Source organism: Isoptericola chiayiensis (genome assembly GCF_013149805.1).
Taxonomy (GTDB): domain Bacteria; phylum Actinomycetota; class Actinomycetes; order Actinomycetales; family Cellulomonadaceae; genus Isoptericola; species Isoptericola chiayiensis.
On the sequence record NZ_JABEZT010000001.1, the window covers coordinates 464,483 to 482,668 of the forward strand.

15 protein-coding genes are annotated in these 18,186 nt (G+C 73.6%); 7 read left to right on the forward strand and 8 right to left on the reverse strand.

The window, feature by feature from the left end:
• Positions 1–128 precede the first annotated feature (128 nt).
• Positions 129–596 carry a hypothetical protein gene (locus tag HDG68_RS01970; RefSeq protein ID WP_172148739.1) on the forward strand — a complete coding sequence of 156 codons (468 nt, stop codon included), beginning with the start codon at positions 129–131 and terminating at the stop codon, positions 594–596.
• A gap of 160 nt (positions 597–756) precedes the next feature.
• Here HDG68_RS01970 and HDG68_RS01975 read toward each other — a convergent pair whose 3' ends face one another.
• Positions 757–1,860: an LCP family protein gene (locus tag HDG68_RS01975; protein ID WP_343037380.1), complete on the reverse strand. Its 1,104-nt coding sequence runs from the start codon at positions 1,858–1,860 to the stop codon at positions 757–759.
• Between the two features lie 152 nt (positions 1,861–2,012).
• Between HDG68_RS01975 and HDG68_RS01980 the strand changes: the two genes are divergently transcribed.
• From HDG68_RS01980 to HDG68_RS01990, 3 genes are read left to right on the forward strand one after another with little or no spacing between them, the layout of a single operon-like run.
• Positions 2,013–3,407: a glycosyltransferase family 4 protein gene (locus HDG68_RS01980; protein ID WP_172148741.1), complete on the forward strand. Its 1,395-nt coding sequence runs from the start codon at positions 2,013–2,015 to the stop codon at positions 3,405–3,407.
• Positions 3,404–5,041 carry a glycosyltransferase gene (locus HDG68_RS01985; protein ID WP_172148742.1) on the forward strand — a complete coding sequence of 546 codons (1,638 nt, stop codon included), beginning with the start codon at positions 3,404–3,406 and terminating at the stop codon, positions 5,039–5,041. The genes HDG68_RS01980 and HDG68_RS01985 overlap by 4 nt, the downstream gene beginning before the upstream one ends.
• Complete coding sequence (locus tag HDG68_RS01990) at positions 5,038–6,036, forward strand: LCP family protein (RefSeq protein ID WP_172148744.1); 999 nt, start codon at positions 5,038–5,040, stop codon at positions 6,034–6,036. Before HDG68_RS01985 ends, HDG68_RS01990 begins: the two co-directional genes overlap by 4 nt.
• 249 nt (positions 6,037–6,285) lie before the next feature.
• Here HDG68_RS01990 and HDG68_RS01995 read toward each other — a convergent pair whose 3' ends face one another.
• From HDG68_RS01995 to HDG68_RS02020, 6 genes are all read right to left on the reverse strand, one after another.
• Entirely contained in the window at positions 6,286–7,032 is a 747-nt protein-coding gene (locus HDG68_RS01995) for a class I SAM-dependent methyltransferase (RefSeq protein ID WP_343037381.1), read from the reverse strand.
• Complete coding sequence (locus tag HDG68_RS16870) at positions 7,029–8,882, reverse strand: methyltransferase domain-containing protein (RefSeq protein ID WP_343037382.1); 1,854 nt, start codon at positions 8,880–8,882, stop codon at positions 7,029–7,031. Before HDG68_RS16870 ends, HDG68_RS01995 begins: the two co-directional genes overlap by 4 nt.
• A complete protein-coding gene (locus HDG68_RS02005) occupies positions 8,879–10,141 on the reverse strand; it encodes a glycosyltransferase (protein WP_343037383.1) in 1,263 nt (420 codons plus the stop codon). Before HDG68_RS02005 ends, HDG68_RS16870 begins: the two co-directional genes overlap by 4 nt.
• Entirely contained in the window at positions 10,138–11,085 is a 948-nt protein-coding gene (locus HDG68_RS02010; RefSeq protein WP_172148746.1) for a glycosyltransferase family 2 protein, read from the reverse strand. Before HDG68_RS02010 ends, HDG68_RS02005 begins: the two co-directional genes overlap by 4 nt.
• A 94-nt stretch (positions 11,086–11,179) precedes the next feature.
• The gene (locus HDG68_RS02015; protein ID WP_172148748.1) at positions 11,180–12,439 is read right to left on the reverse strand and encodes a Fic family protein; all 1,260 of its coding nucleotides are present in this window, start codon (positions 12,437–12,439) and stop codon (positions 11,180–11,182) included.
• Between the two features lie 63 nt (positions 12,440–12,502).
• Positions 12,503–14,131: a DUF2142 domain-containing protein gene (locus HDG68_RS02020; RefSeq protein ID WP_172148750.1), complete on the reverse strand. Its 1,629-nt coding sequence runs from the start codon at positions 14,129–14,131 to the stop codon at positions 12,503–12,505.
• 80 nt (positions 14,132–14,211) lie between these two features.
• On the opposite strand from HDG68_RS02020, the gene HDG68_RS02025 reads away from it, so the two are divergent.
• Positions 14,212–15,537 carry a glycoside hydrolase family 27 protein gene (locus HDG68_RS02025; RefSeq protein WP_216647874.1) on the forward strand — a complete coding sequence of 442 codons (1,326 nt, stop codon included), beginning with the start codon at positions 14,212–14,214 and terminating at the stop codon, positions 15,535–15,537.
• Positions 15,538–15,713: 176 nt separating this feature from the next.
• Here the strand turns inward: HDG68_RS02025 and HDG68_RS02030 are convergent, their stop codons facing one another.
• Entirely contained in the window at positions 15,714–16,394 is a 681-nt protein-coding gene (locus HDG68_RS02030; protein WP_172148752.1) for a hypothetical protein, read from the reverse strand.
• Positions 16,395–16,611: 217 nt separating this feature from the next.
• Between HDG68_RS02030 and HDG68_RS02035 the strand changes: the two genes are divergently transcribed.
• Together HDG68_RS02035 and rfbA are read left to right on the forward strand one after the other, a co-directional pair.
• Positions 16,612–17,238, forward strand: a complete 627-nt coding sequence (locus tag HDG68_RS02035) for a sulfotransferase family 2 domain-containing protein (protein WP_172148754.1) — start codon at positions 16,612–16,614, stop codon at positions 17,236–17,238.
• A gap of 50 nt (positions 17,239–17,288) precedes the next feature.
• Positions 17,289–18,152 (forward strand): glucose-1-phosphate thymidylyltransferase RfbA, encoded by an 864-nt coding sequence (rfbA, locus tag HDG68_RS02040; RefSeq protein WP_172148756.1) that lies wholly within the window; start codon positions 17,289–17,291, stop codon positions 18,150–18,152.
• Positions 18,153–18,186 lie beyond the last annotated feature (34 nt).

Below are 18,186 nucleotides of genomic sequence, written 5' to 3' on the forward strand. Positions count from 1 at the left end.
ACGTCGTCTCGTAACGTTTCGAGGGCGGTTGGTATTCCCGGGCGACGACGGCGGTGGGCCCGGTCACCGGCGTCGCCCCGACGGGAGCGGGGTTCAGTCCGGTTCGTCCCTCTATTACCCTGGCCGCCGTGCGCACCGAAATGACACTTGCAGACACCCTGAACACGCTCGGCCTGCTCGGCGGGTCGACCCTCCCCCGTTTCGTCACCGAGGTCGGTGGCCAGGGCGACGTCCTGGACGTCGTCGCCGACGCCCGGTCCGTCAAGAGCCTGCCCGGACCGCTCAAGATGGCCACCCGCCTGGTCCCGGCCGTCCGGTCGAAGCTGCGGGTCGAGGAGTTCGACGGCGGCGTGGCCGTGCTGAGCGTGGACGCCTCCGCCGGCGGGCTGCCCGCCCACAAGCTGCTGGGCCTGGCGAAGAGCCGCATCGAGTCCGTGCTGGAGTCGAAGGGGCTGCCGGCCGGGTCGGTGCAGATCCGCCCCGACGCCCGCATCGCGCTCGACGTGCAGCGGCTGGTCGAGGCCCGTCACCCCGGCACCGTGGTGCAGAACATGGCGTTCGCCGACGGCAAGGTCGCCTTCGACACCGCGGCCTGACCGACGCCGTCGCCCCCTCGTCGTTGTGGGCGCACGTCGTGGCCCGTTTTGCCCGATAAAAGGGGCGAAACGGGCCACGACGTGCGCCCACAACGACGGGGTTCGCGCTCGCGACGAGGGTTCGCGCCCATCGCGACGACGGGCGGGGCGGCCGACCGGGTTACTGGACGGTCGCGGGGAGCAGCTCCAGCTCCTCGCCGTGCTCCTCGAGGAACTCGGCCGCCTCGCCGTCGGCGATGGCGGTCATGAGCTGACCGAACGGGTCCTCGTCGAGCACCACGATCGACTGCCCGTCGGCGGACCGGCCGGTCCCCTCGTACGGAGCGGTCATGAAGGCGACGTCGTTGGTGGAGATCTCGCGCGCCTCGTCGAAGATCTCCCGCATCCGGGTGATGTCCAGCCCGTCGTCGGTGGCGACCGCCTTGCTGACCTCCTCGAAGAAGTTGGTCATCATGATCGGGTCGCGGCGGTTGTTGTTGATCTTGCCGAGGATGGCGCGCATCCAGTTCTGCTGACGCTGCACGCGGCCGAAGTCGCCGTTGGACAGGCCGTAGCGCTGCCGGGTGTAGGCCAGCGCCTCCTCGCCGCTCATCATGTGCTCGCCGGCCTCGAAGAACACGTCGTCGCCGTCGCCGATGTCCTGCGGCACGCGGATGCGCACGCCGTCCAGGGCGTCGGTGAGCCCGACGAACTGGTCGAACCCGGTGACCACGAAGTGGTCGATGTGCACGTCGGTGAGGTTCTCGACGGTCTGGATCATCAGGCTGGGCCCGCCGTACGCGTAGGCGGCGTTGATCTTGGCGTGCCCGTGCCCGGGGACCTCCACCCACGAGTCGCGCGGGATGGAGACCACGACGGCGGACTCCCGGTCGGCCGGCAGGTGCACCAGCATGATCGCGTCAGGGCGCTGCCCGGTGTCGGTCAGCGACGCGGTGCCGTCCCCGGAGCCCCGCGAGTCCGACCCCAGCACCAGGAAGTTCAGGTCGGTGAGCTCGTCCTCGGAGGTGGGCGACTGCGCGGGCTCGGGGCGGTCGGTGAGCTCGGCGAACGGGTCGCCGAGCTTCTCGACGTTGTCGTCCAGACGCTGCTGGAACCACCAGATGCCGCCGAATGCCGCTCCGCCGAGGACGGCCACCAGGCACGCCACCACGATGAGTGCGGTGGCGGTGGTGCCGAGCCGACGTCGCCGTCGGGCGTGGCGCTGCGGGGGCGGGTCGTCGGGGATGCCGGTCACCAGGGGCCCGTCGCCGTGGGAAGAACTCACAGGGGGTGATCTTAGGCCCTGGTCGCGGGCACCGTTCCGCCGATTTGCGAAGAGAACGTGGCGAAACGGTGGTCAGTTGCCCTTACCATCTATGCCAGTGCGTGCTCCGTCGTGACACGCCTCCGACGCCAGACCCCGACCGAGAGGTCCCCATGCGCAGCACCACGCCGAGGGCGGCGCGGCGCCATCTCCTCCTGGTCACGCACCACTACACCCCGGAGCGCTGCGCACCGCAGCGCCGTTGGGACGCGCTGGCGCCGCGCCTGATCGACGCCGGCGTGGAGGTCTCGGTGCTGGCGCCGCCGCCGCACTACCCGTCGGGCCGGTTGACCGAGGACTCCGCCGAGTACCGGCCGGGCGCCGTGAGCCGTGGTCGGCACGGTGAGCACGTGGTGCGCACCCGGTTCCGGGAGCACACGCCCCGGCTGCGTTCCCGGTCGGTGGATCAGGCCGTGGCGGCGGCAAGCGCTGTCCGCCTGGGGTTGCGCGTGTTCGGCCACGCGAAGCGCCGTCCCGGCGTCGTGGTGGGCACCGTGCCCGGCATCCCGTCGATGTTCGCCGCCTGGGCCCTGGCCCGGCTGCTGGGCGCCCGGTTCGTCGTCGAGATGCGCGACGCCTGGCCCGACCTCATCGAGCCCGCCGGCCTCTTCCTGTCCCAGCGGACCATGAAGGGCCGCGTGCTCGGCACGGCCCGCACGCTGGTCCACCGTGCCGTCACACGCCTGCAGGCGCGCGCCGACTTGGTGGTCACCACCACCGAGACGTTCGCCGACGTGCTGCGCGGCCGCGGAGTACGCCGCGTCGCCGTCGTGCGCAACGGTACGTCGCTGTCCGACGGCGTCGCCCCGGACGAGCAGGCGGCCGCGGCCGAGCCCGCGGGAACCGAGCCCGGTGCGACCGAGCCCGCGGGAACCGCCACCGAACCCGAGGCCACCGAGCCCGGTGCGACCGAGACCGACGACCACCCCCTGCACCACCGCCCGCTGCGCGCCGTGTACGCCGGCACGATCGGCCGCGCCCAGGACCTCGACATGGTGGTGCGTGCCGCCGCCGAGCTGCGCCGCCGCGGCCGCGACGTGGAGGTCCGGATCGTCGGCAGCGGTTCGGAGTCGCCGGGGCTGGAGCGCCTGATCGACCAGCTCGACGCCCCGGTGCGGCTGGGCGGTCCGGTCGGCCACGCCGAGGTGCACCTGCTGTACGACTGGGCGGACACGGTGATCGTCTCCCTGCGCGACTGGGAGCCGCTGGAGTGGACGGTGCCCTCGAAGCTGTACGAGGTGATGGCCACAGGGCGCCCGGTCACCGCCTGCGTGGCCGGTGAGGCCGCGGACATCGTCGCGAAGAACGGGGCGGGCAGCGTCGTGCTCCCGGGGGACGCCGCCGCCCTGGCCGAGCTGTGGAGCGGGTGGGTGACCGACGGCTCCGTGCCCGAGGTCTCCCCCGCGGCGGCCGCGTGGGTGGCGGAGAACGCCGAGGACGACGTGCTCGGCGAGCACTACGTCCAGCTCGTCGACACGCTGCTCGGCGACTCCGGGGCCCGGCGGTGAGCCGTGCGGCCGAGCTGGCCCGCAACCTGCGGTTCACGGCCTCGTTCGCCCTCGGCGCCCTGGCGACCGACCCGGCGTGGCTGGTGCTGCAGGCGAGCCGCCGGCTGCCCGCCCGGGCGAGCGCCGTCGTCGTCCCGCGGGTGGAACGTCTGCTCGGGGACGGCACGTCGGGGCCGGCCGGTCGGTTGCGTGCGGCGTGGGCCGCCGGGGACGTGGCCGCGATCCGCGCGGCGACACCGACCGGCCGCACGGGACGCCGGGTGCGGGCGTCGCTGCTGGGTCAGGTGGCCTCGCTCGCGCCGTCCGACGGCGGCACCCCGGCGGGCGGCACCGGTACGCCGCCGCGCGGCACCGGCGAGGCGCCCGCCGCGCCGGTCACCGTGCACCACCACCTGACCAACTCGCTGCCGCACACGCAGAGCGGCTACACGCTGCGCACGCACGCGATCCTCACCGCCCAGCACGCCACCGGGCACCATGTCACCGCGACCACGCGCGCGGGCTACCCGCTGACCATCGGCGCGGTGACCGCCCGCGGCACCGACGTCGTCGACGGCGTGCCGTACACCCGGCTGATCCCGCGCTCGCTGCCCGCCGACCACGCCCGACGCGCCGCCGACGCCGACGCGCTGCTGGTCGACGCCGTGCGGGACGCGCGCCCCGACGTCGTGCACGCGACCACGCCGTGGACCACCGGTGCCGCGGCCCGCCACGCGGCGCGCACGCTCGGGCTGCCGTGGGTGTACGAGGTGCGTGGCCTGCCCGAGGAGACGTGGGCCGCCTCGCACGCGACCGCCGAGGCCCGCGAGGCCGCGACCCGCTCCGAGCGGTACGCCCTGATCCGCGCCAAGGAGACCGAGCTGGCCCGGGCCGCGGACCACGTGGTCACCCTCAGCGCCACCATGGCCGACGAGCTGACCGACCGCGGCGTGCCCGCCGACCGGATCACCGTGGTGCCGAACGCCGTCGACGCGGCCCTCCTCGACACCGACGTCCCGGACCCGGCCGAGGCCCGCGAGCGCCTGGGGCTGCCCGCGCGGCCGCTGCTCGGCACGGTGACCTCGGTGGTGGGCTACGAGGGCATCGACACGATCCTGCGCACGGTGGCGCGGCTGCGCGGCGAGGGCGTCGACGTCGGGGCGCTCGTGGTGGGTGACGGCGTGGCCCGGCCGGGGCTGCTGCGGCTCGCGGCCGACCTGGGGATCGCCGAGCAGGTGGTCATGCCGGGGCGGGTGCCGCGGGACGTGGCCCGCACGTATCTCGCGGCCCTCGACGTCGTGCTGGTGCCGCGCCGCCCGGACCGCGTGACGCGGCTGGTGACGCCGCTGAAGCCGGTGGAGGCGATGGCGCTCGGCCGTCCGGTCGTCGCCAGCGACCTGCCCGCGCTGCGCGAGGTGTGCTCGCCGGTCGACGGCGGGGCCCCGGCCGCGCTGCTGGTCGCGCCGGACGACGACGCGGCGTGGGCGTCCGCCGTCGGGCGGCTGCTGCACGACGGCGGAGCGCGGGCCGCGCAGGTCGCTGCCGGTCGCGCGGTGGCCGCCGAGAGGACCTGGACCCGGCTCGTGGCACGCTACGGGTCGGCCTACGCGGCGGCCTGCGCCGCGCCGTCGAACGGGAAGGACGTTGCACGATGACCCGCACCCTCGGGGCGCGACTGACCGCTGCGGTCCTGGGCGGCGTGCTGCTGCTCGCGGGCTGCTCGCCGACGCCGGAGCCGGAGGCGGCGCCGACCACGACGGTCTCGGAGTCGGCGGAACCGGCCGAGAAGCAGGCGGTGCCGTCGCCGTCACCGTCGCCGGAGGCGTCGGACCCGCTGGGCGAGGGCGCGCGCAACGTGATGCTGATCGGCACGGACTCGCGCGACGACGCGTCGCTGTCCGGCAACGCCGACACGATGATGCTGATGCACGTGCCGGCCGACCGGTCGGCGCTGTACCTGGTGTCGTTCACGCGGGACATGTGGGTGGACATCCCGGGCATCGGCGAGGGGAAGATGAACTCGGCGTTCGCCCGCGGGGGGACGCAGACGCTGATGGACACCGCCGCGGAGCTGCTGGGCGGCGGGATCGAGTTCGACTACGCGATGCAGTCGAACTTCAACGGGTTCATCAACCTGACGCGGGCCCTCGAGGGGTTCGAGGTGGACAACAAGCACCACTCGACGGTCGAGGTGATCTCCACCGGGCGGGTCGTGGACTTCCCCGAGGGCCGAATCACCCTGGAGAACACCGACGGTCTGATCTACGTGCGCGAGCGCAAGCGGCTGCCCCTGGGTGACCTGGACCGGACCGAGCGGCAGCGCGCCGCGGTGATCGGGATGATGGACCGGATCGCGGAGCAGGCGGACGACCCGGTGTTCCTCGCCGAGCTGGTCGGGCTGCTGTACAACAACGTCAAGGTCACCGGGGACCTGGACGTCGAGGACTTCGTCGACCTGGTGCCGCTGGCCGGGGAGCTGACCCGCGACGACGTGGTGAGCCTCATGGTGCCGATCACCGGGTTCGGGACCGTGAACGGGGCGTCGGTGAACCTCGTCGACGAGGCGCAGACGGCGGCGCTCGGCGAGGCGATCCGGACCGACACGATGGACGACTACGTCGCGGAGTACGGCACCGACTACGCGCCCTGATCCGGCCGGTGCGCTGTCGGGGCTTTCCTCTCCCCCTCCCGCGCGCCGAGATACCGGTCCGTCGCACCCGCACGCTCGCACGCTCGCCCGCCCGCGCGCCGAGATACCGGTCGGTCGCCGAGATACCGGCTCATCGAGCTCACAGTCGTCGACGGATCGGTATCTCGGCGACGGACCGGTATCTCGCGGAAGGCCCCCGGAACGGACCGACGGGGCGATGAGCGCGCGCCGAGGACCGGGATCCGGACGTCAGGGCCAGGTGCCCCAGGCGATCAGCGCCGGCCCGGTCGCGGGGAACGCCCGCTGCGCGACCCGGAACGGCCACGTCCCGACCTCCACGGCGGCGCCGACGGCCCGCGACGACGGCTGGAACAGCCGCCCCGAGCGCGCGGTGCGCTCCGCCGTCGTCGTCCCGTCGGAGTCCAGCCGCCGCCGCGCCACCCGGTTGCGCACCGCCTCCAACGCGTACCCGAGCGGCATCCCGTACAGCCGGCCCCCGACGTCGGTCAGCCCGGCGCCGTCCAGCAGGGCGCGCATCCGCGGCGGGTCGTAGCGGCGGTGGTGCCCGACGGCGGAGTCCATCGGACCGAACCGGCGCTGCCACGCGGGGGTCGAGACGAGCACCGACCCACCCGGTCGCAGCAACGGCAGCCACGCGGCGAGCGCTCCGGCGTCGTCCTCGAGGTGCTCGAGCACCTCGAACGCGCACAGCAGGTCGAACCCGGCGTCCAGCCTCGAGGACTCGACGGACCCGCAGACCACCCGCCCCGGCAGCTCCGCGCCGGCGAGCCGGTCGGAGGCCACCTCGGCGCTGGCGGCGTCGAGCTCGACACCCGTGTACTCGTACCCGGCGGCGGCCAGTCGCACCCCGACGGCCCCCTGCCCGCACCCGACCTCGAGCACGCTCGCACCGGGCGGGAGGGCCAGGTCGTCCAGGCGTCGCCGCACGACGTCCCAGCGCAGGGCACCGAACAGGGTCAGCGGTGGCAGGCTCACGGTCCCGAGGATCCCTGGTCGGGCGGCGCGGCGCCAGACCCCGCGCCGGGCGCGCCGTCGGGCATGTCACCGGCGTCCACCGACGCGGGCCGTCGTCCCCGCGCGACGAGTCCCGTGCCGTGCCGGGGCAGGGCCCGCTGCAGCAGCAGGAACGGCCAGATGCCGACGGCGATCGCGCTGCCGACGAGCCGCGAGCGCGGTTGCAGCCGCCGCCCCGACCCGGCCGTGGCGGTGGCGAGCGCGTCGTCGACCTCGGTCCGCTCGCCCGAGAGAGCGGCCCCGGGGTCCGACGCCGGCACCTGGCCCGACGGCGGCACGGTGCCCGACGCCGGCACCTGCCGGCGGGCGACCCGGTCGCGGACCGCTTCGAGCAGGAACCCGAGGGGTGCGTCGTAGCGGCGCACCCGGACATCGACCAGGCCGGCGTCCTCCAGGAGCGCGGCGAGTCGCGCCGGCTCGTAGCGCCGGTAGTGCCCGGCGAGGGTGTCCCACGGTCCGAACCTCTCGGGGTCGGCCGGCGTGGACAGCACCAGCTCGCCGCCGGGTCGTACCCGCGCAGCCCACGAGCGCAGCGCGCCGGCGTCGTCGTCCAGGTGCTCGATGACCTCGAACGCGCACACGACGTCGAACCGTTCCGCGGCCGGGAGCGCCGACAGGTCGCCGTGCAGCACCCGGGCCTCGGCCGACACCATGGCCACCCGCGGCGCGGCGAGCGCCCAGGAGTCGACGTCGAGCTCGACGGCCGTGTAGTCGTGCCGGGCGGCGATCCGCATGCCGACGGCGCCCTGCCCGCACCCGATCTCGAGCACCGTGGAGCGCCGGGCGGGCAGGGTCCGGCGCACCGTGTCCCAGCGCAGCCAGGCTCGGGGGGCGAGCGGCGCGAACCGGACGCCGGCCGGACGCCGCAGCAGCGCCCCGAGCCCGGCGAGGAACAGGTCGGCGAGCGTGACGAGGACCCGGCTGACCAGCACGACGAGCAGCACCTCGGCGTGCGGCAGGGCGCCGGTGAGGACGGCGAGGAGCACGAGCTCGCGGGCGCCGGCGCCGGCGGGGACCACGACGACGAGGAATCCGACCATCCAGGCCAGCGCGTACCCGCCGACGGCGAGCGCGAGGGTGCGCACGTCGCCGGCCATGCCGAGACCGGTGGCGAGCAGCCACACCTGCACGCCGGCGAGCATCCAGCCGGCGGCGGCCCACCCGGCGGCGGCGCCGAGGCCGCCCCACGACAGGGGGTGCTCGAGCGCGGGTCGCCGGGCGAGGCGCAGCGCGGCGGCGAGCAGCCGGTTGAGCACGGGCGGCAGGAGCAGCACGACGACGGCGGGCAGCAGCCAGAGCGCCCAGGCCCAGTCGTCGAGTGCTCCGGCGGCGACGAACGGCAGCGCGAGGACGCCGACGACGGCCCCGGAGACGACGCCGACGCCGGTCGCGACGGCGGTGGCGGTGGCGGTGCGGCGGCGCGGGACGCCGTGGTCGGCGCCGACCTCGGCGGCGGCCACCACGTTCCACACCCCGCCGGGCACGTACTTGCCGAGCTGGCTGATCCCGAACACGGTGACGGCGGCCCGGCGGTCGAGCCGGGAGCCGAGGTCGGTGAGCACGGCCCGCCACGACAGCAGCGTGCAGCCGACGAACGCGACGGCGAGGAGTGCCGCTCCGGCGATGCGGACGCCGGAGAGCGCTGCGGCGGCGTCGGCGAGGTCCTCGCGCACGGCGACGACGGCGTAGACCGCGAGCGCCAGCGCGAGGACGAGGAACCCCCAGCGCACCCACGGTGAGCGCAGCACGGTGAGGACGCGGGCGGTGGCGCCGGGCCGGGGTGCGGTGCTGACGGGTGGGGTGCCGGTCACGGGTGGATCCCGCGGGCGGCGAGGGCGTCGAGCAGGGGTCCGACGACGGCGGCCGGGCGGACGGCGTCGCGGCCGGCGTGCGCTCGGGTCCGGGCGGCGGCGAGTGCTGCCGGGTCGGTGAGGGTGAGGAGCCGGTCGGCGAGGGCTGCGGCGTCGCCGGGTGGCACGAGCTCGAGGTGATCGCCGAGCAGCCGGCACTGGGGCGGGGTGTCGGAGGTGACGACGACGCAGCCGGCGGCCAGCCCCTGGAACACCTTGTTGGGGATCACGCGCAGCGCCTTTGCGGTGGTGCCGAGGATGCCGAGGCAGACGTCGTGCTCGGCGACGAGTCCGGGGAGCTCGTCGGGTTCGACCCAGTCGTGCCAGGTGATCCCGGGGGTGTCGGCGAGCGCGGCTCGGGCGGCGGCGTGGTCCTGGCCGGTGCCGGCGAGGGTCGCGGTGATCGGCCGGCCCTGCGCGGCGGCCCGAGGCAGGGCGTCGGCGAACGCCCGGGCGATGGTGACCGCACCCTGCAGCGGGGTGAAGAGGCCGAAGAACACCACGCGCAGCGGCTCGGGGTCTCCCCCGTGCCGAGATACCGGCTCGTCGCCGAGATACCGCTCCGTCGACTCGACGCCCCGGTATCTCACCGACCGATCGGTATCTCGGCGAGGAGGGGGGAACCAGGTTTCCGGGGCCCCGACGGGCACGACCACGGCCCTTCTGGCCGTCGAGCGTCTCTGGATGCCGCTGATCGGGGGCTGACGGGATGCATTCAGAGACGCTCGACGACGGCGGGAGGACGGAGGCAGCAGCTCCCGGTGCTCGTCGGTGTCCAGCACGACGACGTCGGCACTGGCGAGCGCGAGCCGGTCCAGCCCGTGCAGCAACCGGACCCGCAGCCCGCGGGCGCCCCGGTCGGTGGCGGTGTCGGCCGCGAAGACGAGGTGGTCGAGGATCACGGGGGTGCGGGGGTGCAGCAGCCGGGCGAGCACCACGTCGAAGTGACCGAGGTAGCCGACCAGCAGCGCGTCCGGAGCCCCGTGCGCACGGCGGTGTCCGACGTCGTCCCGGATCAGGGCGAGCCAGCAGGTCAGCAGCCGCAGCACCAGCAGCGGGAGCCGCCACGGCCGGCGCAGCATCTGCACCCGCTCGGCGGTGGAGAACCCGAGGGGCCGGTTCAGCTCGTCGACGCGGTAGCCGTGGGCGCGCAGCCCGGCGACCAGGATGCCGACGCGGGGATGCCGGGCGGCGTCGTAGGTGCCGAACGCGACGATCACTCGTCCCGCCCGTACTGGACCTGCTTGACCCGTTCGAGGGTGTCCTCGATCAGCGTCCGGTTGGTGCGCTGCAGGTCGGCGATGACCAGCAGCGCGAGGCACAGCAGCGACCCCACCAGCATGGCGGCGGCGAACACGAGCGACTGCACGTGCCCGCCGCCCTCGCCCTGGGCGAAGAACACAAGGAACCGCACGGCGGGCACCGCGGAGGCCAGGAAGAACAGTGCCGCGAGGGACAGGAACACCAGGTGGGGGCGGAACATGATCCACGAGCGCACGATGGCCCGCCCGGAGCGTCCCATGTGCTGCCAGATGTTGCGGAACAGCCGCGACTCGCGCGTCTTGGGGTTGGTGACCACGGGCACGGACACGATCCGCAGGTGCTTGTTGCCCGCCTGGATGATCGTCTCCATGGTGTAGCTGAACTGGGTGACGACGTTGAGCCGCAGCAGCGCGGACCGCGAGTAGGCGCGGAATCCGCTGGCGGCGTCGGGCAGGGGCGTGTTGGCGGCGGCGCTGACCACGCGGGAGCCGAGGCGCTGCATGCGCTTCTTGAACGGGCTGAAGTGCTCGATGGTGGCGGTCTGGCGGTCGGCGACGACGATGTCGGCCTCGCCGGCGAGGATCGGCGCGCACAGGTCCCCGACGCGTTCGGAGGGGTACTGGTTGTCGCCGTCGGTGTTGACGACGACGTCGGCGCCGTGAGCGAGGGCGTGGTCGACGCCGTCGCGGAACGAGCGGGCGAGCCCCATGGTCCGGGTGTGCCGCAGCACGTGGTCGACGCCGAGGTTGCGGGCGACGTCGCCGGTGCCGTCGGTGGAGCCGTCGTCGATGACGAGCCACTCGACCTCGTCGAACCCGGGAACCTCGCGCGGCAGGGTGGCGAGCACGAGGGGGAGCGTCTCGGCCTCGTTGAGGCACGGGATCTGCACGACGAGCTTCATCGAGCCCTCTCCGGTCCGACGACGGTGCTGCTGAGCGGCGTGGGGGCGCCCGGCGCGAGTCTAGCCACGCCGGGCCGTCCGGGCGGGCCGACCGTCACGAGCCGGCCTCGTCCGGGCGGACAGGTCGGGGCCTCGGCAGTGCGGTGGGTTGGATGCCAGGAACGAGCCGGTCCATCATCCGCAGCAGCGCCGAGGCCTGGTACACCTCCGACCGATTGAATCGACCGCCTGAAGGTTCGACGATCCCGGCGTCGAGCAGCTGGTCGACGACCCGCCGGCCGGTCACCGTCGACACGCCCAGCGCGGACGCGAGGTAGCGCGCCGTCAGGACCGGTTGGTCGGCGACGACGGGGAGGGCACGGTGGACGGCCGAGTCGGACCGGTACCCGGAGACACGATCGGCCCAGTCGGCACGCACCTCCTCCGACTCGGCCATCACGCGGTCGGTCTCCTCGCAGGAGTCCACGAGGCAGTCGGCGAAGTAGTCGACGAACTGGGCGACGGCGCCGGGTCGATCGTCGTCGGAGGCGTGCCGGTACGCCATCAATCGGCGCACGTATTCGTCGACGTCCCGCCGCAGCACGACGGACAACGGCAGCACGCCGTGATCGAGCACGCCGGCACGGGCCAGGTATCCGTGCACGAGGACGCGACCGGCTCGACCGTTGCCGTCCTCGTAGGGGTGGACGGTCTCGAACTGCGCATGGATGATCGCCGACTTGACCAGCGGGGCGTCGGGGCTGACGTTGGCATAGGTGAGCAGGTCGTCCATCAACCAGGGCACCTCGGCCGCCGGCGGCGCGGCGTACGAGGCGGTCAGCTTGGACGAGCCGCCGATCTGCACGTCCTGCACCCGGTATCCGTCGTCGTGGACGGCGGGAGCGATCGTGCGGTGGATCGCGTGGATCGCGTCGTGCGTCCAGGGCGCACGGAGCAGCTCGACCCCGTCGCGCACCGAGTTCAGGTTCGCCAGGATCGAGGACGCGGTCCGCAGCCGGTCGAACTGGTGCCCGGCGAGACCCGGATCCCGCTCTCGCAGCTGCGCCACCATGATGTTTCGGGGGGTCTCGCGCAGTCCCTCGACCCAGCTCGACGAGATGGACTCGCTCCGCAGCAGCGTCGCGTGCAGGATCGCCACGGGTCGCTGCCGGAGCTGGTGGGCCGTCCGTGCGACAGCGACGGATGCGTCGGCGACCTTCTCCATCGTGTCGGCGTCGATCAGAGGGACCATACGTTCGGCGAGGCGCCTGGGGTGATATCTCAGAAAGCTGCCCCCGCGCCGGTCGGACGCCCGGTGGGCGGTCAGGTCGGGAGCCTGCTCCTCGCGCATCCACAGGCCTTCGACGTCAGGCATCATCGGCGACGACATCGGCGTCCCTCCCCGCTCTTGAGTTAAGGCTAGCAAAAGAGCCTTAACTCAGAAGGAGGTTTCGTGCGGGATCTGCTCCGCACGCCAGGTCCGCTGCGACGACGGCCGCGACAACCCGCGCGTCAGCGCCGCCCACCGCCACGCGGCCACGACCCCGGCGAGCAGCCCCAGGGCCACGACCACGAGCACCGCGGCGATCACGGCCTCGTCGAGCGGGCTCCACGCGACCCAGCGCTCCCACGCCTGCGCCGCCGAGTCCCCCGGCGCCCGGTAGAAGGCGGCGAACCCCCATGCGAGCCCGGCGACGGCGGCCGCCCCGGCCAGCGCCGTGAGCACCGGGACGACGACGGCGGTCCGGTGCTCCCGCCGTCGTGCGGCCTGCCACAGGGCGATCGCGAACAGCGCGGCCAGCGCGGTCAGACCGCCGAAGATGTAGCGGCCCTGCAGGGCGACGAGCACGCCGGTCTCGGCCCAGCGGCTCACGGCGTTGGCGACCACTCCCGCGGCGAGCGCGAGCGGCAGCAGCGCGATCGTGAACGCGCCGCGACGAGCACCGGGCAGGACGACGGCGGCGAGCACGGCGACCACGAGCAGCGTCGAGGCGAGCGCGACGAGCGTGCCGTGCATGCGGATCTCGAGCCAGCCGAGGTTGCCGAAGAACGCCTGGGCGGTGCGGCCGATCGACTCGGGCAGCACCTCGGAGCCGGGCACCTGGGCCATGCTGGCGTAGTCGCGCGGCAGGCCGACGGGCTGCACGGCACCGTCGACGAGCCAGTTGCGGGCCCACCACCAGCCGCCGACGACGAACGCCACGGCCAGCGCGACGAACGCACGCCAGGCCCGCTGGACCGCCGTCGGACCGGGAGGCGCCAGCAGGTAGGCGGCGACCACCACCGGGATGGCGAACGCGAGCATCACCTTGGTCAGCAGCCCGACGCCGAGCACCAGCCCGAGGCCGACCACGACCCGCCAGCGCAGGTCGCCGGTGACGACGCGCGCGGCGAGGTAGGTGACGCCGGCGCCGGTGAGGACCACGAGGGCGTCGTTGTTGGCGGCGCCCATGATGTGGCCGACCTGCGGGATCAGCATCGGGAAGGGGGCGGCGAGCAGGGCGGCGGACCGGGACCCTGTCAGACGTCGGGTGGTGGAGGCGGCGAGCGGGACGGTCGCGGCGAAAAGGGCCACGTCGAGCAGCCGCAACGCGAGCAGGGCGACGTCCCACTGCGCATCAGCGGTGCCGGTGGCGCGCAGGGCGGCGGCGCCGAGGGCGTAATAGGCGGGCGGATGCTGGGTCATCTGGTCGACGGTGGCGCTGGTGCCGGGTGCGGGCAGCGCGTTGCCGACGTCGATGTGGATGCGGTCCGCGGTGGGCACCGGCGTGAGCTCGACGAACTGGGGCCACTGCGGGCGGTCGTTGAACCGTCCGGGCAGGTCGCTCGGGTAGGTGGACTCCGCGACGGCCTGGTCGATGACGGGTGCGAAGTGGGCGTCGCCGGGTGCCGGCCACCCGCCCCCGTACGCGAGACGGATGGCGCTGTTGAGGTGGTTCTGCTCGTCGGGCGCCCGGAACCCCGGGGTCAGCACCGCCCACGCCACCGACCAGAGGGCGACGGCCAGGGTGAGAAGGGCGAGGGTGCGGCGGTAGGCACGCTCGCACGACGGCGTGTCTCGCGTCACCCGGCCATTGTGGCAGGCGACGGCGATCACGGTGTCGGTACGGTCACCGGTGACGACGCACGCCGACGAGCGAGGACACGATGCGCAGCACGCGAACGGCCCGCCCTCCGATGGGCTGGAACTCCTGGGACTGCTACGGCACCACGGTGACGGAGGCGGAGGTGCTGGCCAACGCGCGGTTCCTGGCCGAGCACCTGCTGCCGTTCGGCTGGGACACGGTGGTGGTCGACATCGACTGGTCGGATCCGACGGCTCGCTCGCACGGCTACAACGCGGACGCCCCGCTGGCGATGGACACCCGCGGCCGGCTGCTGCCGGATCCGGGCCGGTTCCCGAGCGCTGCGGGCGGGCGCGGGTTCGGTCCGCTGGCCGAGCAGGTGCGTGCGCTGGGTCTGCGGTTCGGCATCCACACGATGCGCGGGATCCCGCGGCGGGCGGTGGAGCGTGCGACGCCGGTCCTGGGCAGCGACGCGACGGCCGCGGACGTCGCGGATCCGGGCAACGCCTGCGAGTGGAACCCGGACATGGTGGGTCTGGACCACTCGCACCCGGGGGCGCAGGCCTACTACGACTCGACGCTCGAGCTGTACGCGGAGTGGGGCGTCGACTTCCTCAAGACGGACGACATGCTCTGGCCGTACCAGGCCGCGGACATCGAGGCGTACGCCCGGGCGATCGAGCGCACGGGCCGGCCGATCGAGCTGAGCCTCTCCCCCGGTCGGGACCTGTCGACGACGCACGCCGCGCATCTGCGCGAGCACGCCACGATGTGGCGCATCAGCGACGACCTGTGGGACCGGTGGGAGGACGTCGAGGCGAACTTCGCGCGGCTGGCGCGGTGGGCGCCGTTCTCGGGTGACGGCGGGTGGGCCGACGCCGACATGCTGCCGTTGGGGCGCATCGGCTTGCGTGCGGAGCGGGGTGAGCCGCGCGACGACGGTCTGACGCACGACGAGCGGGTCAGCCTGCTGACGCTGTGGATGATCGCCCGCTCGCCGCTGATGATCGGCGGGGACCTGCCGTCGTCGGACCCGGACACCGTGGCCCTGTTCCGCAACGCCGACGCCCTGGCCGTGCACAGCGACGGACGGACCCAGCGCGAGGTGTTCCGCGAGGGTCCGCTGGTGATGTGGGCCGCCGACAGTCCGGACGGCACGGCGTTCGCGGCGCTGTTCAACCTGGGCGACGAGCCGCTGTCGCTGGCCCAGGACGTGGCGCGGGTCGGGTTCGCCGTCCGCGGCGGCCCCGAGGTGCGCGAGTTGTGGACCGGGGCGAGGGTGCCGCGCCGGGAGGTGACAGTGCAGAGCGACGCGGCCCGCGGTGTGGCGCCGGGCAGCGCGGCGCTGGACCTGGAGCTGGCCCCGCACGGCGCGGTGCTGCTGAGCGGGCCGGCGGCCGCTCGCTGAACGGAGCGCGTCAACAGTGGCGTCGTGGACTGAGGCTGCGCGATAGGGAGACGATCCTGAGCGCCCTGCCTTCAGCCCCCGCCGTCCGGCGGGGGCTGTCGTGCATCGAGGCGATGTTGCGGGCAATCGTGCACCCACCTGGTGCACAAATTCGGTCTCGGCCGGCGCGGTCCTGGTCACGCGCCCACCCTCCCGGCACCCACCGACAGCGGGCGCAGCGCGGCCCGGACCGCCGCGATGGTGGCGGCCTGCGGAGGTGTCGCGGCGGCGTCCGCGGCCTCGGCGCGCAGACGTTCCTGGACGGGTGAGGGCCGTCGTCGTACCTCTGTGGGGCGCGACGACGGCGGCGCGGCGGGCGGCGCCGTCTTCCTCCGCCAGGAGGGGAAGGGCTGCCGTTGTGTCCGGTTGGGATCGGGCAGGCGGGCGGCTCCGCCGGGCCGGGCGGCACGACGGCGGGCGCGGGCGTCCTTGGCGCGACGGGCGGCGGGCAGCAGCGAGACGAGGGCACGTTTGGTCACGCGCAGCAGCGACGGCACGCCCCGCAGGCCCTGCCGGGCGCCTCGGCGGAGCATGGTGACGACGCCGTGGCGCTGCAGCCAGGTGCGGGCTCGGGCGATGGTGCGCGGGGAGAGGCCGGCGCGTTCGGCGGCCTGGGCGTCGGTGGTCTCGACGACGGCGGTGCGCGGGTCGGCGAGGCGGGCCAGCGCGTGGAGGTAGCTGCGCACGCTCTGGGGTGCGTCGCGCAGGTCGCCCCAGCCGGCGGCGGCGAGGGCGTCGACGAGGCGCCACAGGGGCGCGTGGGCGTTGAGGCGCACCGGGGGTGGTGGGGGCGCGCTGATATCGTCAGGCGTAGCCATCGGGAGTGCTCCAGACTCTCGTTGGTCAGGCCCGGTCAGAGGTTGCCGCCTCTGGCACGGGCCGTTTTCGGTTGTGGTGGCGGTCACACTAGCGCACGACGCCGGTGGTCCGGCAAGGGGGTCGGCGCGAACGGCGACGACGGCTCCGTCCGCGAGGCGCAGGCACCGCATCATCGGTAGATTCGCTCGGTCCGACCCTCACTCGAAGGAGCCGTCGATGCCGATCTATCTGCGGGACGACAAGAGCGTCCTGTTCGTCCACGTGCCCAAGACGGGCGGTTCGTCGATCGAGACCGCCCTTCGCCGGTCGGACTTCAACCAGTACGACCGGGACTCCGCGACCGGTACCGACCAGCCCAACTGGTTCCGGCGGTGTTCACCGCAGCACATCCACGCGGAGCGCCTCCGGGAGACGTACCGCATCAAGCGGTTCACGGCGGTGTTCCTCGTCGTTCGGGACCCGATCGCCCGGTTCCGGTCCGAGGTGGCGCACCGGGCCCGCAAGCACAGGATCCGGTTCACCGACGAGTCCGTCGAGTCGTGGACGCGCACCATGTTCGCGAAGTACCAGAAGGACCCGTACGTGCTCGACAACCATCTGCGCCCGCAGTCGGAGTTCGTGCTGCGCAAGGCGCAGGTCTACCGGTACGAGGACGGGCTGTCCGCAGCCCTCGCCGACCTCGACAAGCGCTTTGACCTCGCCATCGACACCGAGGTACCGCACCGCCTCAACTCCGGCGAGCGCAGGCCCGGGTTCAGCAGCAGCGACGTGCCGATCTCCCGTGGCACCGAGGCCCTGCTGCGGGAGTTCTACCGCGAGGACTTCGAGGCCTTCGGCTACTGAACCGGCCGACAGCGTGATTCCCGCGACGGCCCCGTGAGATCATCCGCCGTATGCGCGGCATCATCCTGGCCGGCGGTTCCGGCACCCGACTGCACCCGATCACCCAGGGCGTGAGCAAGCAGCTCGTGCCGGTGTACGACAAGCCGATGATCTACTACCCGCTCTCGACGCTGATGCTGGCGGGCATCCGGGACATCCTGGTGATCACCACCCCGCACGACGCCGAGCAGTTCCACCGCCTGCTGGGCGACGGCTCGCAGTTCGGCGTGAACATCGAGTACACGGTGCAGGAGCAGCCGAACGGGCTGGCCCAGGCGTTCGTGCTGGGTGAGGAGTTCATCGGCGACGACGCCGCGGCACTGGTGCTGGGCGACAACATCTTCTACGGCCAGGGCCTGGGCGACCAGCTCCAACGGTTCGACTCGATCACCGGTGGCGCGGTGTTCGCCTACCGAGTCGCGGACCCGACGGCCTACGGCGTGGTGGAGTTCGACGATGCCGGCCGCGCGATCTCCCTGGAGGAGAAGCCGGCGCGGCCCAAGTCGAAGTACGCGGTGCCCGGCCTGTACTTCTACGACAACGACGTGGTCGAGATCGCCAAGAACATCCAGCCCTCGGCGCGCGGCGAGTACGAGATCACCGACGTCAACGCCGAGTACCTGAGCCGCGGCTCGCTGCAGGTCGAGGTGCTCCCCCGTGGCACGGCCTGGCTGGACACCGGCACGTTCGACTCGCTCATCGAGGCGAGCGACTTCGTGCGCACGATCGAGCAGCGCCAGGGCCTCAAGATCGGTTCGCCGGAGGAGGTCGCCTGGCGGCGCGGGTTCCTCACCGACGACGAGCTGCGCGTCCGCGCGGAGAAGCTGGTCAAGTCCGGCTACGGCAGCTACCTGCTGGGCCTGCTCGACGAGTGATCACTGCGGCGGGGACATGACGTCGTGTCCTCGC

What these genes read in the sequence shown, in the direction of transcription:
- HDG68_RS01980 (WP_172148741.1), top strand. Translation starts at nt 2,013, where the DNA reads ATGCGCAGCACCACGCCGAGGGCGGCGCGGCGCCATCTCCTCCTGGTC.
- HDG68_RS01990 (WP_172148744.1), top strand. Translation starts at nt 5,038, where the DNA reads ATGACCCGCACCCTCGGGGCGCGACTGACCGCTGCGGTCCTGGGCGGC.
- HDG68_RS02010 (WP_172148746.1), bottom strand. Translation starts at nt 11,085, where the DNA reads ATGAAGCTCGTCGTGCAGATCCCGTGCCTCAACGAGGCCGAGACGCTC.
- HDG68_RS02015 (WP_172148748.1), bottom strand. Translation starts at nt 12,439, where the DNA reads ATGCCTGACGTCGAAGGCCTGTGGATGCGCGAGGAGCAGGCTCCCGAC.
- HDG68_RS02025 (WP_216647874.1), top strand. Translation starts at nt 14,212, where the DNA reads ATGCGCAGCACGCGAACGGCCCGCCCTCCGATGGGCTGGAACTCCTGG.
- HDG68_RS02030 (WP_172148752.1), bottom strand. Translation starts at nt 16,394, where the DNA reads ATGGCTACGCCTGACGATATCAGCGCGCCCCCACCACCCCCGGTGCGC.
- HDG68_RS02035 (WP_172148754.1), top strand. Translation starts at nt 16,612, where the DNA reads ATGCCGATCTATCTGCGGGACGACAAGAGCGTCCTGTTCGTCCACGTG.
- rfbA (WP_172148756.1), top strand. Translation starts at nt 17,289, where the DNA reads ATGCGCGGCATCATCCTGGCCGGCGGTTCCGGCACCCGACTGCACCCG.